The sequence below is a fragment of the Bacillus sp. 2175 genome, assembly GCF_057812155.1.
This window is the reverse complement of sequence record NZ_CM173819.1, coordinates 2033732-2050379: the sequence shown is the minus strand read 5'-3', so window position 1 is coordinate 2050379 and position 16648 is coordinate 2033732. Positions and strand designations below refer to the sequence as shown.

The following is a 16648-nucleotide window of genomic DNA, read 5'->3' as shown; positions in this document are numbered from 1 at the left end:
GTAAATAGACTCTAATTAGGTTTACACCCTGACTTTGTACTTTTCAACATATTTTTCCTTCACGAAACTTTGTTATCCCCTTCTTAAAAAGCTATAAAACGTCAACAATGTTTGTATAGACCCACACGACTTTCGTTTGATACTCTATTTATAGAAAGAAATTCCTTTAAAGAAAGGTGAGTGATTAAAATGGATACTCTTTCTCATAAAGAAGCTGATAAAGGCGCTATTGTCAGCATTATGGCCTACATATTTTTATCCTCTATGAAAATCATCATCAGTTATATTACCCTCTCTAGCGCATTACGTGCTGACGGTTTAAATAACTTAACGGATATCGGTGCTTCTTTAGCGATATTAATTGGTCTAAAAATATCTCGTAAACCTCGTGACCCAGATCATCCGTATGGGCATTCGCGGGCCGAACAAATCGCATCACTTGTTGCGTCCTTCATTATGGCAACAGTCGGATTAGAAGTTGTTATTAGTGCCATTCAATCTTTCTTAAATCCGAAACAAGCAGCGCCTAATATACTCGCTGCATGGGTTGCTTTATTTTCTGCTGTCGTTATGTACTGCGTGTATTTGTATACGAAAAAAATTGCAGCACGAACAAAAAGTAAATCATTAGAAGCCGCTGCAAAGGATAATTTATCAGATGCACTCGTAAGTATTGGTACCGTAGTAGGTATTGTCGGTTCTCAGTTCCAAATGCCTATTTTAGACCCTATTGCCGCTTTAATTGTCGGTCTTATTATTTGTAAAACTGCATGGGAGATTTTCGTAGAATCTTCTCATATGCTTACAGATGGAATTGATCCTGATAAAATGGAAGAATACGCTGATGCTATTGAGCATATTGGCGGTGTGGAAAACATTGTAGATATTAGAGCACGTATGTATGGGAATCAAACGTACGTTGATATTACAATTGAAGTAGATGCTCGCATGGATGTTGGAGAAAGTCACTGTATTACCGACAACATCGAAGCTATGCTTCGCAAAAAGTTTGGAATTTACCATGCACACATTCATGTTGAGCCAATGAAAAAAGAACCTATTATGACATAGGTTCTTTTTTTATGAACGTTTTATGGAATATAACACATAAAACGAGCCAGCTACCACCAGCTGCCCATCCTGCTAATATGTCAGATGGATAGTGCACGCCAAGATATATTCGGCTAACTGAAATAGATAATACAACAAAGCTTGCTATAAGAATAATTAACAATTTTTTATGCAACGAAATACGTTCTTCAGTAATTGTGACGTATGCAATAAATCCTAAAAAAGCAGTAGCATTCATCGTATGACCGCTCGGAAAACTATATCCAGTTGCAGTAACAAGCTGCGTGACATCAGGTCTTGCTCGTTCGTACCATAGTTTAAGCATACTGTTTAAATAACGAGATCCGTAGTAATTAATTGTTAGAAGTAACGCACTAAGCAACTTTTTTCTAACGAGAAAATACATTACAAGAATAATGAGTAATGGAAAATATATTCTTTTGGAACCGATAAAAGACACCCAAGTAAAATAGGTCGTCAAATAATCGTTTCGAAAGCTTTGAATAAAATGTGCGACTATATTGTCAAAGTTCTCAATACAAGCGGTATGATACGAAAGTGATAATACGACAAAACAAATGAGTAACGTAAAACTTAGCAAGTATAAATGTCGATATCGTTTCACATACATAACCTCACTATGCAAAAAAAATGGAGCGGTTGTTTTAGTTTTCCTCTCCATTTCTTTTTTATGCATAGTTTATTAAAAAATATAATTATTAATTTTTTGCTTCATCTCAGGGATATCTTCTCTTGTTACAGTGAAGCGAATAACCTTCTCATCAAGATCAAGTGCCTCAGCGAATAAACCAGCTAATCCACGTGATTTTCTATCTACTTCCATAATTATTTCTAATCGGTCGTATGCACGTGGCAAAATTAATAATTCTAATTCATCTAATCTGCCGTAGTACTCTCCAGAAACCGGAATAAACTCAAATTCTTGTGCGAATGGAACTTGTTTACGTAATCGATGCGGTAATTCTTCACATTCTATATGACGTGCTTTAAACCCTAATTCATTTACACTATCTAAAACACTACTTAATAATGCATTAGGTAACACTTGAACGTAGTCGCGGTCACTTGGGTCTATACTACGTTTAATATCAAGACCTGTATGAATCCAAACCGTTTTCATACCAAGTGTAAGTGGTGCTTCAATTGGCATTGGAAAAGAAAATGGAATGTCAACTGTTTCATTTGGTTCTACAGAAAAAGGTTCGGTTAAGCGTACTCGCTCTAAATCATATGTTGCTGTTACTTTTTTATCATCCACTTCTCGTACATACGACGTCGATAATGTTAAGTAAATGCTTTCAATTTGTTGGCTAACTGAACCTCCAGTTATATGAACCTTTCCAACTATTTCTTCCCCAACAATATACTCATCTTTTTCAAGAACAGTATCTACCTTTGCACTTCCAATACCAACGCTTGCTAAAAACTTTTGAAACATGGAGTCTCCATCCTTTCTAAAGCAGAAGCTACATCTTGTTTTAAATCTTGTACATTCTCATAGTACGGCGTTTTTATTTGTAACATTCGCATAAGCATTTCACGATTATAATTTTCCAAAGTTAATTCTTCGTACCATGGTTTTTCCTGTTTTTCATTAGATTCATATCCTGCATATAATAAAAATAATGAGAAATGACCGAGCGCATAAAAGTCGCTACGAAATTGAACTTCTCGCATCAAAGCTTGTTCACCTTCGTAAGTTGTAGCTCGCTCATCATCCTCACCTTTCCATTTAGCTAATCCAAAATCAATAATACTAATTTGATTTTCTTTCATTAATATGTTTGGAATGCGTAAATCTCGGTGAATAATGCCTTCACTATGAAACACCGATACAATTTCTAATATTTCATATAAAATTTCAAAAACTTCACGTTCTGTATATACATACCCATCTATGAAAATATAATCTTCAAAATTTTTACCAGACATGTACTCCATCACAAAGAAGCTCTTTTTCTCCCATATGAAATGATCATATAGACTAGGAATTGCATGATGATTTAATGTTTGTAAAATCATTTTCTCTTGTTCAAATGATTTTCTACCAGACTCATATCTTTGTTTACTTTGTCTTAATTGTTTTAAGACTTTATATCTATTTATCTGCAAATCATTAACGACATATGTAACCCCATAACTGCCCATTCCAATTACTGATTCAATTTTATAATGCTCTGCAACAATTGTATTTTTTCGCAGTGGTCTATCAAATAATGCTAGTACACGACGCCATTTCATCAGCTACTTGAAAAGAAGCTACGGCTTTTACGTTTTCTTTTATAATGTTGATGTCCATAACCAGATGAACGTCGTTTATAATCGCTACTTGAATACGAGCGCCCTCTACGACGATAATCACTACTTGAATACGAACGATATTTTTTCTTTCCTAATAAAGAATCAATAATTTTTTTGAACATTCCTTCACCTCTTGAGTAAAATTTCCTTTTCATTATATCAATAATTATTGACTATACTTGTGACAGGTTTGTAAAGAGTAAAAAACGACGAGTTATGCCCGTCGTTACTTTCATTCATCCTCTTCATCAAAAACTTCATCAATCATGCATTTCTCTAATAAATACTCAAATGTAATATCTGCGAGATCTTCAATTTCTTCTCGTTTTGGGACGTACCCTCTTTCAATTAGTTGCTCATAAAAAAACTCCGCAATCTCTTCCGTATCAATCACGACTTCAATTTCCTTCATGAGCATCACTCCTTTATTTCTGTTTTATGAAAAAATCTCAAAATTATGTATATGAGATTAGAAAAATAGATTTTATTTTTTTATAGGTCATAAGCTTTGGACGAGATGCATACGATTGTAGTACAAGCTATTCAAAGGGGGAAATAATAATGGAAAATCAATATGAAGTAAGACAAACAAAAGAAGAGTTCATGCATGAAGATCAATGGGCAGACTCTCTTATAAAGTGGCTTTTTATTTTTTTAATAGTTGTAGGCATACCTTATACTGCATATGTTGTTGTTCAATTTATTCTCTCTTTCTAGTTAACTATTTTTTCTCTGTCAATTTAACTAAATAATTATGAACAACATCCATTACAATTTTATATTCTTCATCTTTAAATGTATCGAACAATAATTGATAATCGTTATAAATGTCAAGTAATCCATCAATGATTTCTTGACGATTCGTCTTAACACTCACTTTTTTCGAGTTGTTAATTGACTTTAACTTTCCTAAATCTAATTTATTCATACCTGCTTTATCTTGTTTCATTTTCTTCAAAATTGCATTTGCCGTTTGAGCATTGGCGAGTAACGTTAAATCTGATTCATCCGCTTCTAACCATTCACCATCCGTAATCCGTGACAATTCATAAATTGTATCTTCCCATGCGTCATTCTTATATCTCCATACTTCTGTACGAAAACCAACAATACGGAAAACATCTTTATCATATCCAGTTACTTGCACAAGATCACCAAACGTGAAATTATAATTTAATTCAATCCACTCCGTATCGCCCTTTTTCATATCTTGCTCTGTAACGTGCTGCAATGTTTGCTCTACGTAAAATCCATCGTGATTATTGACTTCGTATACATAAACTCCATCTAAAACCTTCATATTTGTGATTTTCCCAACGGTTCCATATAGCGTAATCACGACTATGTCCCCTACGTTGTATTTAGGTTGTTTTTTTCTTGCCATCTCTATCTCTCCTTTTTTTGACGTCGTGATTTTGATATCAGTATATGCAACCTACATAAAAACGCTTATCACAGAAGCTTATATTCATAAATTTTTTCAATAAAAAATATAATCTTATAAAATTTACATTACACTTAAACAAAAGCTAGTAACTAGACTAGCTTCAAATCAACAAATTTCATAATAAAAAAACATACAGAATACTTCACTTTAAATAAAGTAATGTATTCTGTATGTTTTCAAATAGTTTTTATCTATCTTGTATGTATAAATCCCAGGCTTCATCAAATATAGACATACTTTCTAGCATTCCGCTCAACTCTAAGTATGAACTAATTTCATCATAGTCTTCAGATTGCTTCGGAAAACTTAAATCATCATACATCGCCTCTGCTAAATCTGAAATTTCATTTCTAAATAAAGCTGCACGATGCTTCATCATATAATGGTAAAATGTCTTTTTCAAAAATATTCCCTACCTTTCTAACTTGGGTACATTATACAAGGCAAAAAAGAAAAAAACCAGCATAAAAGCTGGTTAAAAGTCGAAATAATTTCTTTTTAATAGACGCGGTCTTCCCATTAATTCTTCATATGTTAGTTGTTTTGGTAAATCTTTCGTGTAAATTAAGAATAATTGATCTTCAATTTCTTTTACTGTATGGTCTGATTGATAGTCCATCCCACACGAGGAACAAGAAATACATGGTGTCTCTTGGATTTCAATGGCTTTCGTACCATCTGGTAATTCCCAATATACAGTATTCAAGCTTTCTTTCGCTTCTGTACTGTCACACCACATACAATTCATACTGCATCACCCTCAGTTTTTTTGTCGTTTTCTTCTAACTTAGCCATTTGTGCTTGATATTTTTTATCTTTTAATTGATCGCGCTTATCACGTTTATCTTTTAAAGATGCATGAGTATCATTATCTTCGTAGTCTTTACGACGGTTCATACGCTGTAAGTCGTCTGGAACGAGGTTAAATTTCTTATCGCTCATAAGACCTGCGATACCAACATCTGAACGTTTTTCTTCGTAGTTCGGATAAATCTCTTTAAAGTATCCTTCCGCTCTTCCTGGAATATAGCTCTCTGGCTCTGGATACGTCGTAATAACACCTTCAAAGTTACGAAGTACAACTTTATCTGCACTTTGTGAGATTAAATAGTTTGGTTGAAGTGCAATTTTACCGCCTCCGCCTGGCGCATCAACAACGAATGTCGGAACAGCATAACCAGATGTGTGTCCACGTAAACCTTCAATAATTTCAAGACCTTTAGATACTGGTGCACGGAAGTGACCGATACCTTCAGATAAGTCACATTGATAAATGTAGTATGGACGTACACGGATTTTTACTAAGTCATGCATAAGTTTTTTCATAATTGGAACGCTGTCGTTAATACCAGCTAAAATTACTGCTTGGTTTCCGACTGGAACACCAGCATTCGCTAACATTTCACATGCCTTTTTCGATTCTTCAGTAATTTCAATAGATGTATTGAAATGTGTATTTAACCATACTGGATGGTATTTTTTAATAATGTTACATAAGTTTTCTGTAATACGTTGTGGGAATACTACTGGTGCTCTCGTTCCGATACGAATAATCTCAACATGCGGAACCTCTCGTAAATTTTTTAATACATATTCTAAAATTTTATCATTAATTAGAAGTCCGTCACCACCGGAGATTAATACATCTCGTACTTGTGGCGTTTCACGAATATAAGCAATTGCATCATCTAATTGTTTCTTTGGTACACCCATTCCAATTTGTCCACTAAAACGACGACGTGTACAGTAACGACAATACATAGAACATTGATTTGTTACTAAGAATAGTACACGGTCCGGATAACGATGTGTTAGCCCTGGAACTGGTGAATCTTCGTCTTCGTGAAGTGGGTCTTCTAAATCATATTTTGTTTTATATAACTCTTCCGAAATCGGTACTGATTGCATCCGAATCGGACAGCGTGGATCATCAGGATTCATTAGCCAAGCATAGTACGGTGTAATGTTTAACGGGATCGTTTTCGTTGAAATTTTAACGCCTTCTTCTTCTTCAGGTGTTAAGTTAATCACTTTTCTTAAGTCATCTAACGTTTTGATCGTATTCGTTAATTGCCAAACCCAATCATTCCATTGCTCTTCAGTAACATCTTTCCATAATTCGATATCCTTCCAGTGACGATTTGGTTTGTATACATCATGTAACATTGCTATTCCCCCTTTTTATACGCTCATCCTTTATATAAGCAATAGTTATGCCAACTTTACATTGTTGATAAGTAAATGTGCGGAGAACCCTATTACATAAGCGAAAAAATATTTTTAAGCGTTGTATGAAATCAATACTTAACATCATATTCATTACTTTTTATATATGTAAACGCTCTTTTATTGGTGCAAACACACAAAAACCGCCGATTATTCGGCGGTTTTGTCGTACTTGCTCAGTTTATATTGAAGCGTTTGACGAGGGATACCCAACATTTTTGCGGCTTGTAATATATTCCCTTCCGTTTCAATCAACGCTTGATCTATTAATTCTTTTTCTGTTTGATGAAGTGCTTCTCTAAGTGGCATTATACCCTTCTTCTTCGAAAACTTCTCTTTCCGAAATGTACGTGGTAAACAATTGGCTGTCAATGTATTCCCTTCTGCAATAATAACAGCATGTTCAATCGTATGTTTTAACTCCCGGACATTTCCAGGCCACTGATAAGCTTGCAGTCTATCTTTCGCTTCCTCATCAATTTGAAGTACAACTTTTTTATAACTTTTATTATATTCTTTCAAAAAATAAGATGCTAATAATAGTACATCCTCAGTTCTTTCACGAAGCGGTGGGATATATAATGAAAATACGTTTAAGCGATAATATAAATCAGTGCGAATTTTATTCTCTCGTAAACATATTTCTGGAGGCTGGTTCATTGCGGTAATAACACGAACATCTACTTTTCTCGTCTTATTATCACCAATTCTTCTAATGACTCCATCTTCTAACACTCGTAACATTTTTGCCTGCAAATCAAGAGGCATTGAATTCAGTTCATCTAAAAATAATGTACCACCATCAACAAGTTCAAATAGCCCAGCTCTTTCAATCGCTCCCGTATAGCTTCCTTTTGTCGTTCCAAACAATAAACTTTCTAATAGCGACTCTGGTAAAGCTGCACAGTTTTGTGCAATAAATGGCTTGTTTTTTCTTTTAGAAGCTTCATGAATTGCTTGTACGAACAGTTCTTTTCCTGTTCCTGTTTCACCATATATTAAAACATTCGCGTCTGTTGGTGCTACTTTTTGTGCTAACTCTTTCGTCTGTTTAAACCGCGTATCATTTGTCACTATCGTCTCAAATGCAGCGTGCTTTTTAATCACTTTTTTTCTAGATGATCGCTTTATTTTCGACTGTAAGTCAACAATTGTGTCAGTAAGTTTTTGAATTGTAGAGTAATCCTTTGCAATTTCAACAGCCCCAGCAATATTCCCATCTATAAAAATAGGTAACGTCGTATTTACTGTACAAACATCTTCACCATTTAAATTTTGATAATGTTGTACCTGATGTACGATAGGTTTTTTTGTATCTAGTACTTTCATCAATGTACTCGTTTCCCTTGATAAAGACGGGAACGCTTCTAACAGATGTTTCCCTAACACTTTTTCAATCTTGGATCCATCGTGTTTTGCAGCTACAGAATTATAAAATATTGTAATTCCATTTTCATCTACAGCGTGTATAGCCTCATCAATACTGCCCAAAATCGCTTCAATGACTTCTTGTGTCGAAACTGCTAGCAATGTCATCCCCCCTCTTGCCGAAAATCCAGCAATTATATGCCGAATTTTCGGCACACCTATGTGCGATTGTAAGCATGACGATTCCGTTCTATAATTTTGACCAATTTTATATTTTCATTAGATAACTCGAAACTCTAATTAGTACAACTTTTTCGAACACCCAGCTCCACCTAACTGTTTTGCTTTACAGCCAAATTTTGAGACGGAAGTTTTACTGCTTTCGAATAACTAGATAGATCTTTCACCCATATATTCATATCTTCCAACTTATCGAAAATGTAGCAATTATTCGCCAGTCTTCCTGTATACGTATAGCCTAATTGATGAAAGGCAGCATTCATTCCGAAAGAAAGCGATCGAGCAATTGTATAGGAGCAGAAAATAGATCTTTCTCGAAGCTCTTCCTCTAATTTAATTAGTAAACTTTTCATAAATCCATGTTTACGATATTCAGGTAAAGTAGCACAATTCGTTAATTCTGCATTTCCTTCCTTTATGTTCATTTCTGCAGATGCTGTACTAATAATTTCCCCCTCAAATTCATACACGTAGTAAATTGTATCGTCTTCTTTCATCGTCTGTAATACATAACTTGCTTCATTTAAAGGTGTCGGATACACTTCAAATACTTTTCCGAAGACAGTTGCTAATTCTTCTGCATCTTCTTCAGTCGCTTTTCTCAGCAAAAATTTCTCTGGAACTACTTTTTCTTTTATTTCTTTTCCTTTTACACCGCTTAATATAGTATCTTCCTCAGTCCAATGCATACTATTTCGTCTTTCATCATTATTATATTTCACAAAAAAGTATGCATCGTGTCCTTGAAAATAATGAGGTATCGTTGCTTCCAACACAAAACCGAAAGAGAGCCATGTTGAAACATGCTCTCCCTTTCCTTTAATAATACATTTAGTGAAAGAATGTTTCTCTGCTAGTTCGTCAATTGTCTGTATAATACTTTCAACATTTCCTGTATAGTGATCTACCCGGATACGTTTATTAAAATAATCTAAAACGCCTTCTACTGTATAACAATTCGTCTGTTCTCTAAAAGATTCATAGTATTTCATTTTTTCACCTCACACCAATCTAGTAATGTACATGCAATAATTTTTGCGGCAGCTATCATTTTATCAACTTCTATATATTCGTTTGGATAGTGTGCTACTTTCGTCTCTCCTGGACCAAATACTATTGTTGGTACGTTTGCAATTTGTGTAAATAAACCTCCATCAGTCCCCCACGGAGATGCTTCAATAATTGGTTCGTTCCCTTCGATTTCAACAAAGTTATGATGAAGTGTTGTAATGAGTTCATGATTTTCTTCTAATTCACCAGGAACCCATCTCGCTCCAAACCATTCTACTTCTACCGGATTTTCAACAAACCAATTGTCCACATCATTTAATTCAACAATCCAATTCTCAAACTCTTCTTTTGCCGCCTCTATAGTCTCATTCGGCGCAACACCGCATCTTCCTTCTAAAATTAATTCATCGGGAACAGAACTTGGCCAACTCCCTCCTTCAATTTTGCCAATGTTAATTGGAATTGGAATTGGAATTCCTTTAAATAACGGATCTGTAATTCGACTATTTCTTTTCTCCTCTAGCTTTCTTACATGTTCTATAACAAACATGCTTTTTTCAATTGCACTAACCCCTTCATAGCGCGTTCCACCGTGTGCAGCTTTCCCTTTTACACGTAGACGAAACCACATGGAACCTTGTTGTTTCGGGAAAAACTTCATATTAGTAGGCTCTGGAATAATGACACCATCTGCTTTATATCCTCGTAATATAGTTGCTAATGTCCCTGCTCCACCACTTTCCTCTTCTATTACACTTTGAAAATAGATGTCTCCTTTTAATTCAATACTAGATTCAATGATCGCTTCCATCGCAAGCATAAGTGCGACATTTCCGCCCTTCATATCCGTCGTTCCACGGCCATATATACGATTTCCTATTTTCTCACCGCTATAAGGGTGATGTTCCCACTGATTCACATCCCCTTCTGGAACTACATCAATATGCCCATTTAATATCATAGATTTCCCGTCGCCACTTCCTTTTAAAGTTGCTACAATATTTGGGCTATCTGAAAAACTTGTACGGGGTGATACAAAATAAGGATGATCTTTCATTTTAGAAAAGGAGGGCTCCCATATATCGAGATCTAAACCTAATTCACGTAATTTTTCAATCACAATTGCCTGCGCACCGCTTTCATCACCAGATACGCTCTTTTCTTGAATTAATCGTTTTAAAAATTTCACACTTTCCTCTTCATGGCTCTCAATATAATCACAAACTTGCTTTTTTAATTGCTCCATATATTACATCTCCCTTCATTCAATTACTAGTAAGTTAGAACTAATTTGAAAATCAGCTTCTGTATGTCGTTTTACATCTTCTACTGTGTATGGGCTCATTAATTCTTGTAATATAAGTCCACTCGGAGTTACCTCCATGACTGCCATATCAGTAATAATTAAATCTACACATTTCTTTGAAGTTAATGGCAATGTACACTCTGAAACAATTTTTGCATTTCCGTACTTATCAACATGATTCATCACAACAACGACCCGCTTCGCTTTTTGTGCTAAATCCATTGCTCCACCAATACCTGGAACACGTTTTCCAGGTACAATCCAGTTTGCTAAATCGCCATTTTCACTTACTTGTAATGAACCAAGAATCGTTATGTCTAGCAAACCTTTTCGAATCATCCCAAACGCTGTGCAGCTATCGAAATAACTCGCTCCTGTTATAAGAGAAGTTGGTAAACCTGCTGCATTACACAAATTTTCGTCTTCATTCCCTTTACTTGGCGTTGGTCCCATGCCCACGATTCCATTTTCCGCATGAAACATAACATTTATATCGTCAGGCAAATGATTTGGTACAAGCGATGGTATGCCAATACCTAAATTTACAATCATACCATTTTGTATTTCTTTCGCCGCACGCCTAGCAATCTTATCCCTCACTTCTACGCCCATACCCATTTCCAGTTCACTCCTTCCGACGGTACAATATAATTTACGAAAACACCTGGAACGACAATTTCCTCTGGATCTAAACTTCCAAGCGGGACTATTTCTTCCGCTTCTACAATTGTTATATCCCCAGCCATCGCTACGTGAGGATTCATATTTCGTGCACTTTTGTCAAATACAAGGTTACCAAACGGATCTGCCTTTTTTGCATATACAATTGAAACTTCAGCAGTTAATGCTGTTTCAACTAAGTAGGTCTTACCATTCATTTCAACTGTTCGTTTTCCCTCTTCCACAATCGTATCAACACCAACATCAACTAAAACACCACCAAGACCAACGCCACCAGCGCGAATGCGCTCTGCTAATGTTCCCTGCGGAGAAAACTCAATTTGTAATCTTCCCTCGTTTAGTTGCCTTCCTGCATTTGGATTGGAGCCAATGTGAGAAGTAATTATTGATTTAACTCTTTCATTTGTAACAAGACGACCGATACCTACATCAGGAAATCCAGTGTCATTTCCAATTAAATTTAAATTTGTAACGCCTTTTTCTAAAATTGCCTGTATTAAAGATGGAGGGGATCCAATCCCTCCAAATCCCCCAAACATCAATGTCATATCATCATGGAACAAAGAAATTACTTCCTCAATTTCTTTTAATTTACCGAATGTATTTGTAATAGTTGTCATGCGATACTATGCCCTCCTTTTTGCATCATCTCTTCCACACTTTTAGAGAAAATTGAAAGTAATTCATCTAACTCGGAATATGTAGTTGTCATTGGCGGTGCTACAAGCAGTGCACTATCTTCTTTTCCTGCTTGCCCTGAAACTGCTTGGTATAAAAGCAGACCATTTTTAGCTGCAACTGAAATAAGCTCTGACGCTTTTGTAAACGGTTGCAATTCTACTCCGATTAGCAACCCTTTTCCGCGCACATCAGCAATGATTGTCGATTGTTGCTGAACTTTCTGTAAGCCTTTTATTAAATACTCTCCCTTTTCTGCTGTTTTTTCAGGAAGATTATGTTTCTCCATATATTCAATAACAGCTAAAGCCGTTGCTGCAGACAATGGATTTGCACTTAACGTATGACCGCTCATTACTGAACGTGATCCACGTAATATTGGTTCCATAACACGATCACTTACAACTGTCGCTGCCATCGGTGTATATCCCGCTCCTAACCCTTTACCAAGTGTCATAATATCCGGCTCTACGCCCCAATGCTCCATCGCAAACCATGCTCCAGTACGACCAAGCCCAGTCATTACTTCATCCGCAATAAATAAAATATCGTAATGGTCGCAAATCTCTTTAATGACTTTATAATAGTCTTTCGGCGGAACAACCGCGCCTCCAGCTGCTCCGATAATCGGCTCAGCAATAAAAGCAGCAATATGCTCTGCACCAATTCTTTCAATTGATCTTTCTAGTTCAGTCGCACATGCCAGCTGACAAGTTGGATATACCTTTTGAACAGGACATCTGAAACAATATGGAGCTGGTATAGTCGGATAATCTTCCAAAATAGATACGAAACGTTGTCTACGTAGTGGATGCCCAGACATTGATAAAGCACCCATCGTAATACCGTGATAACTCATCCATCTTGATAAAATTTTATGTTTCCCTTGAATACCTCGCTCTTGAAAATGCTGAATTGCAATTTTCATAGCTGTTTCATTCGCTTCCGTACCACTATTTACAAAAAAACTCCAGTTCAAATCTCCTACACTTAAATCACTTAACTTCTTCGCTAATTTTTCAGCTGGTTCACTCGTAAACTGTGATCTATAAACGAAAGCAATCTCCTCAGCTTGCTTTTTAATAACGTCTGCAATCTCCTTTACGCCATGCCCAATACCTGCCGTAATTGCTCCTGACGAACCATCAAAATATTTATTGCCATTTTGATCATACAAATAAACACCTTTTCCATGTGAAATCATTGGATACGGCTGACCAACAAGTGGTTTAATTAAGTAATCGCGCATAGCGCTCCCCCATTTCTCCAATTTGTATATATATATGAAGAAAATTGACGTTTCTTTCATAAAAAAGAATCCTCTGCAAAAGCAGTGAATTTATCAAAAAACTATTATAAAATATACAAATGAGTGCTTAAAAAATTTTATAAAACAGAAAATTCAGAACTAAAAAACCGAAGACCAACCCTTTTCTATACGCCCAAATGACCCTCCTTTTTATATGAAATGACTGCATCACCAAATGTTTTTATAGCATAATGCCAGCTGTCCTTAAATACCGACATTCTGTACACTTCGACGGAACTCCCGTTAAACTCCTTCCTATTATCCTACTTTAAATTGCATATTTTAAAACAAATTTCGACACCCACCTTACTAATCAATTCAGATTCCTATTCATTATGTAAACTTTTCATTTTTAAACTATAAAAAAAGAACCGATTAACCACACTAATCAGTTCGTCATGACGCTCTCTTATGGGTTAATACTGTCAATTGCTAAAATAAATAGAAAAATGAAGTTTACAAATTCATCCTACAGTCTATAACACAAAACCTTTTCATAACTTCATTCACAATTACTATCGGGATATCCCTATCCCGAAGTGGCACTCCTTTCCTCAGATTCAAAGTATCTTTCCTTTATAATTTATGTAGGACAATTATCACTTTGTATGTGTATTTGCCTATAATTAAAAAAATCCCTAGTTTTCTAGCGATTTTTGGACATGTATTCAATATGTTAATTGAAATGCACTTTCAATTTGGCATTTATTTTACTTTCGTACAGTCATATGTACTGCTTTACTCTGTGAAATTCTCGTAAGCACCAGCACCTCTTTATGAAAACATATTTGTTGTCACTTTTTAATTTTCCCTTTATAAAATCATTTTTTTTGCATAACCGCTTTCTTGCTTCGCATATAGTTTTAATGATGACAAAGGAGGAATGTTCATGTCTCAATCTGAAATCGAAAAATATGGACAAGAAGTTACGCAATACGAACAGCTCGCACGTTACTATCAGTTTCGTAACCCTAAAAAATATATAGAATTATATATGAAATATTACGATGCACTATCAAAACTTGTACAGGCGTATGAAACAAGAGACTCACAAGAAGCTGCTTTACCATCACATATAAGAATTTTTCATGCCGATCCAAATATACCGGCGGTTGACATTTTAGTAAACGGACAAAAGGTTATTAAAAATATTTCATTTAAGCAATTCAGCCCTTATTTATCATTAGTGCAAGGTAAATACCGTATAGATATTGTTCCTGTCGGAAATGAAACTCCAATCTTTTCAGCGTTGGTACCAATAATGGGAAATCATACTTATACTCTTGCTGCAATAAATAGTGATAATCACCTACAATTACAACCTATACTTGATAATACACATTTACCAGCTGGTCAAGCAAAAATACGCTTTGCACATTTCTCTCCAGATACCCCTGTTGTAAATGTAGATTTAAAAGATGGAGATCATTTATTTGAAAATGCACTCTTTAAACAAATAACCGATTTTTTGCAAGTTAGCCCTGGTACAGCAGATATTGAAATTTCACTCGCAGATAATAAAAACGTTTTATTGACTATACCGAAATTCAATGTTGAACCAAATGTTATTTATACAATTTCAATAGTAGGTTATTCAACTAAAGATCCTAAATTAGAAGCCGTTATACTCACAAATTAAAACAGTCTACACCATTCATTTGGTGTAGACTGTTTATTTTTGAAATGCAATTTGAAATTCTGTCCAATCGTTATCTGATCGACACATAATGGATCCATTATGTTTTTCCACAATTTGTTTACATACAAACAATCCAATACCAGTTCCTAACTTTTTAGTAGTTACAAATGGTTCAAAAATCGTTTCTACATTTTCAGCTGGAATCATTGGTCCATTATTTTTTATCACAATTCGAATAGCTTGATCTTCTTCAAATACATCAATGATAATTTTTCGTTCTTCTTTCATTGATTCAAGAGCATCAATTGAATTCATTAATATGTTTAAAAATACTTGTCTCACTTCACTCCGATAACCAACAAGCGGAATTGGATACGGTAAATTCTTTTCAATCAAAACATTCGCATTGACCAAACTCGGATATAAGAATTGTATAATGTCTTGAAACAAGTCATTAAGCCAAAACCGTTCCGATTCATTCCACATTTCTTTTTTTGATACGAGTAAAAATTGCGAAATACGAAAATTTAATTGATCTAATTCATGCGAAATAATATCTAAATACGATAAACTCGGATGATCTGCCTTTAATAATTTGACAAACCCCATAATGGAAGTAAGCGGATTACGAAATTCATGTACAAAACTAGCTGACATTTGTCCTAAAATCGTCAGTCTTTCTTTATGTGTTTCGTTAATATATTGCTGTTTTTCCTCTAAATTCTTCGATATAATTTCCGAGTATTTTAAAACGGTATAATAAATTAATTTGTCAAAACAAGTATGTATTTTTGCCATAATTGGTTTCAATTCACGAGCGCTAACATCTAATTCACACATCGCTTCGAAAAGTTCATTTCTTCCCACGTTTGCGTTATAAACAAAATCTCCAATATTCGCATCTGCTCCAGCACGTTCAATAGCAATTTTCTCACATAACGGTTGAAGATAATTTATATCTTTATCTTCCATAGTAAGTTCGATAATTAACTCTAGTAAATCCTCTCCATTTTGAACTACTTCTAGTTTAAATGGATCTTTTTCGGAAATTATCATTTTGTTTTTCCAGTTCTCTACGAATTGGTGCCTATTGTTTTTCAAGTGTGAACAAAATATTTCTTTAATATCCTTATCGATTGGAAAAACCTCCATTCCCTCCATTTCCATACGACGAATACCCTTTATATTTTGAATATTAACACAAAAAATACGATTCGTTAATAGATTTTTGTCACATTTTGTTAATTTCTGTTGATAAAATTATTTTTTCTTTCTTATTTAACTAATTGTATGCAAATCCCCTTTTTCCTTCACATATTTTCATTATTTCCGTAGTCAAAACGACTTTTT

Annotated in this window: 19 protein-coding genes; 3 read left to right on the top strand and 16 right to left on the bottom strand. The window is 34.9% G+C overall.

What is annotated here, in order from left to right; genetic code table 11:
- The first annotated feature begins 189 nt into the window (after nt 1-189).
- Complete coding sequence (locus tag ACXKY9_RS10930) at nt 190-1071, top strand: cation diffusion facilitator family transporter (protein WP_000380380.1); 882 nt, start codon at nt 190-192, stop codon at nt 1069-1071.
- On the opposite strand, the gene ACXKY9_RS10925 is transcribed toward ACXKY9_RS10930, so the two are convergent.
- The 5 genes from ACXKY9_RS10925 to ACXKY9_RS10905 form a co-directional block, all read right to left on the bottom strand.
- Entirely contained in the window at nt 1061-1696 is a 636-nt protein-coding gene (locus ACXKY9_RS10925; protein WP_000833370.1) for a phosphatase PAP2 family protein, read from the bottom strand. The two genes, ACXKY9_RS10930 and ACXKY9_RS10925, sit on opposite strands and share 11 nt — an antisense overlap.
- A 78-nt stretch (nt 1697-1774) precedes the next feature.
- Nucleotides 1775-2530 carry a sporulation protein gene (locus tag ACXKY9_RS10920; RefSeq protein ID WP_000486631.1) on the bottom strand — a complete coding sequence of 252 codons (756 nt, stop codon included), beginning with the start codon at nt 2528-2530 and terminating at the stop codon, nt 1775-1777.
- Nucleotides 2512-3333: a serine/threonine protein kinase gene (locus ACXKY9_RS10915; protein ID WP_000872051.1), complete on the bottom strand. Its 822-nt coding sequence runs from the start codon at nt 3331-3333 to the stop codon at nt 2512-2514. Before ACXKY9_RS10915 ends, ACXKY9_RS10920 begins: the two co-directional genes overlap by 19 nt.
- A complete protein-coding gene (locus ACXKY9_RS10910) occupies nt 3333-3515 on the bottom strand; it encodes a hypothetical protein (RefSeq protein ID WP_000473371.1) in 183 nt (60 codons plus the stop codon). The genes ACXKY9_RS10915 and ACXKY9_RS10910 overlap by 1 nt, the downstream gene beginning before the upstream one ends.
- 110 nt (nt 3516-3625) lie before the next feature.
- Nucleotides 3626-3805 (bottom strand): YozD family protein, encoded by a 180-nt coding sequence (locus ACXKY9_RS10905; RefSeq protein ID WP_000658451.1) that lies wholly within the window; start codon nt 3803-3805, stop codon nt 3626-3628.
- A 149-nt stretch (nt 3806-3954) separates the two neighbouring features.
- Here ACXKY9_RS10905 and ACXKY9_RS10900 point away from each other — a divergent pair, with 149 nt between their 5' ends.
- A complete protein-coding gene (locus tag ACXKY9_RS10900) occupies nt 3955-4110 on the top strand; it encodes a DUF3930 family protein (RefSeq protein ID WP_000431487.1) in 156 nt (51 codons plus the stop codon).
- Nucleotides 4111-4114: 4 nt separating this feature from the next.
- On the opposite strand, the gene ACXKY9_RS10895 is transcribed toward ACXKY9_RS10900, so the two are convergent.
- From ACXKY9_RS10895 to ACXKY9_RS10850, 10 genes are all read right to left on the bottom strand, one after another.
- On the bottom strand, nt 4115-4777 hold the full coding sequence (locus ACXKY9_RS10895) for a hypothetical protein (RefSeq protein ID WP_000101499.1): 663 nt from the start codon (nt 4775-4777) through the stop codon (nt 4115-4117).
- A 250-nt stretch (nt 4778-5027) separates the two neighbouring features.
- A complete protein-coding gene (locus tag ACXKY9_RS10890; RefSeq protein ID WP_000750717.1) occupies nt 5028-5243 on the bottom strand; it encodes a YozE family protein in 216 nt (71 codons plus the stop codon).
- Nucleotides 5244-5315: 72 nt separating this feature from the next.
- Nucleotides 5316-5588, bottom strand: a complete 273-nt coding sequence (locus ACXKY9_RS10885; protein WP_000995763.1) for a YokU family protein — start codon at nt 5586-5588, stop codon at nt 5316-5318.
- Nucleotides 5585-7006 carry a lysine 2,3-aminomutase gene (gene kamA, locus ACXKY9_RS10880; RefSeq protein ID WP_000902143.1) on the bottom strand — a complete coding sequence of 474 codons (1422 nt, stop codon included), beginning with the start codon at nt 7004-7006 and terminating at the stop codon, nt 5585-5587. Before kamA ends, ACXKY9_RS10885 begins: the two co-directional genes overlap by 4 nt.
- A gap of 210 nt (nt 7007-7216) precedes the next feature.
- Nucleotides 7217-8602, bottom strand: a complete 1386-nt coding sequence (gene rocR, locus ACXKY9_RS10875; RefSeq protein WP_021727614.1) for an arginine utilization transcriptional regulator RocR — start codon at nt 8600-8602, stop codon at nt 7217-7219.
- Between the two features lie 164 nt (nt 8603-8766).
- On the bottom strand, nt 8767-9666 hold the full coding sequence (ablB, locus tag ACXKY9_RS10870; RefSeq protein ID WP_000878608.1) for a putative beta-lysine N-acetyltransferase: 900 nt from the start codon (nt 9664-9666) through the stop codon (nt 8767-8769).
- Nucleotides 9663-10931, bottom strand: coding sequence for a peptidase (locus ACXKY9_RS10865; RefSeq protein WP_000436691.1), 1269 nt, complete (start codon nt 10929-10931; stop codon nt 9663-9665). The genes ablB and ACXKY9_RS10865 overlap by 4 nt, the downstream gene beginning before the upstream one ends.
- A gap of 15 nt (nt 10932-10946) precedes the next feature.
- The gene (locus ACXKY9_RS10860) at nt 10947-11609 is read right to left on the bottom strand and encodes a CoA transferase subunit B (RefSeq protein WP_000525278.1); all 663 of its coding nucleotides are present in this window, start codon (nt 11607-11609) and stop codon (nt 10947-10949) included.
- A complete protein-coding gene (gene atoD, locus ACXKY9_RS10855) occupies nt 11594-12292 on the bottom strand; it encodes an acetate CoA-transferase subunit alpha (RefSeq protein ID WP_000208102.1) in 699 nt (232 codons plus the stop codon). Before atoD ends, ACXKY9_RS10860 begins: the two co-directional genes overlap by 16 nt.
- The gene (locus tag ACXKY9_RS10850; protein ID WP_001205882.1) at nt 12289-13599 is read right to left on the bottom strand and encodes an aspartate aminotransferase family protein; all 1311 of its coding nucleotides are present in this window, start codon (nt 13597-13599) and stop codon (nt 12289-12291) included. The genes atoD and ACXKY9_RS10850 overlap by 4 nt, the downstream gene beginning before the upstream one ends.
- Before the next feature lie 949 nt (nt 13600-14548).
- Here ACXKY9_RS10850 and ACXKY9_RS10845 point away from each other — a divergent pair.
- Entirely contained in the window at nt 14549-15298 is a 750-nt protein-coding gene (locus ACXKY9_RS10845; protein ID WP_000083283.1) for a DUF4397 domain-containing protein, read from the top strand.
- A gap of 33 nt (nt 15299-15331) precedes the next feature.
- Here the strand turns inward: ACXKY9_RS10845 and ACXKY9_RS10840 are convergent, their stop codons facing one another.
- Nucleotides 15332-16465 carry a BA2291 family sporulation histidine kinase gene (locus ACXKY9_RS10840; protein WP_000425086.1) on the bottom strand — a complete coding sequence of 378 codons (1134 nt, stop codon included), beginning with the start codon at nt 16463-16465 and terminating at the stop codon, nt 15332-15334.
- Between the last annotated feature and the right edge of the window lie 183 nt (nt 16466-16648).

Bases quoted from the DNA above. Each gene is read 5' to 3' on its own strand.
- ACXKY9_RS10930 (WP_000380380.1), top strand. From the start codon at position 190: ATGGATACTCTTTCTCATAAAGAAGCTGATAAAGGCGCTATTGTCAGC.
- ACXKY9_RS10920 (WP_000486631.1), bottom strand. From the start codon at position 2,530: ATGTTTCAAAAGTTTTTAGCAAGCGTTGGTATTGGAAGTGCAAAGGTA.
- ACXKY9_RS10915 (WP_000872051.1), bottom strand. From the start codon at position 3,333: ATGAAATGGCGTCGTGTACTAGCATTATTTGATAGACCACTGCGAAAA.
- ACXKY9_RS10910 (WP_000473371.1), bottom strand. From the start codon at position 3,515: ATGTTCAAAAAAATTATTGATTCTTTATTAGGAAAGAAAAAATATCGT.
- ACXKY9_RS10905 (WP_000658451.1), bottom strand. From the start codon at position 3,805: ATGAAGGAAATTGAAGTCGTGATTGATACGGAAGAGATTGCGGAGTTT.
- ACXKY9_RS10900 (WP_000431487.1), top strand. From the start codon at position 3,955: ATGGAAAATCAATATGAAGTAAGACAAACAAAAGAAGAGTTCATGCAT.
- ACXKY9_RS10895 (WP_000101499.1), bottom strand. From the start codon at position 4,777: ATGGCAAGAAAAAAACAACCTAAATACAACGTAGGGGACATAGTCGTG.
- ACXKY9_RS10885 (WP_000995763.1), bottom strand. From the start codon at position 5,588: ATGAATTGTATGTGGTGTGACAGTACAGAAGCGAAAGAAAGCTTGAAT.
- kamA (WP_000902143.1), bottom strand. From the start codon at position 7,006: ATGTTACATGATGTATACAAACCAAATCGTCACTGGAAGGATATCGAA.
- rocR (WP_021727614.1), bottom strand. From the start codon at position 8,602: ATGACATTGCTAGCAGTTTCGACACAAGAAGTCATTGAAGCGATTTTG.
- ablB (WP_000878608.1), bottom strand. From the start codon at position 9,666: ATGAAATACTATGAATCTTTTAGAGAACAGACGAATTGTTATACAGTA.
- ACXKY9_RS10865 (WP_000436691.1), bottom strand. From the start codon at position 10,931: ATGGAGCAATTAAAAAAGCAAGTTTGTGATTATATTGAGAGCCATGAA.
- ACXKY9_RS10860 (WP_000525278.1), bottom strand. From the start codon at position 11,609: ATGGGTATGGGCGTAGAAGTGAGGGATAAGATTGCTAGGCGTGCGGCG.
- atoD (WP_000208102.1), bottom strand. From the start codon at position 12,292: ATGACAACTATTACAAATACATTCGGTAAATTAAAAGAAATTGAGGAA.
- ACXKY9_RS10850 (WP_001205882.1), bottom strand. From the start codon at position 13,599: ATGCGCGATTACTTAATTAAACCACTTGTTGGTCAGCCGTATCCAATG.
- ACXKY9_RS10845 (WP_000083283.1), top strand. From the start codon at position 14,549: ATGTCTCAATCTGAAATCGAAAAATATGGACAAGAAGTTACGCAATAC.
- ACXKY9_RS10840 (WP_000425086.1), bottom strand. From the start codon at position 16,465: ATGGAAATGGAGGGAATGGAGGTTTTTCCAATCGATAAGGATATTAAA.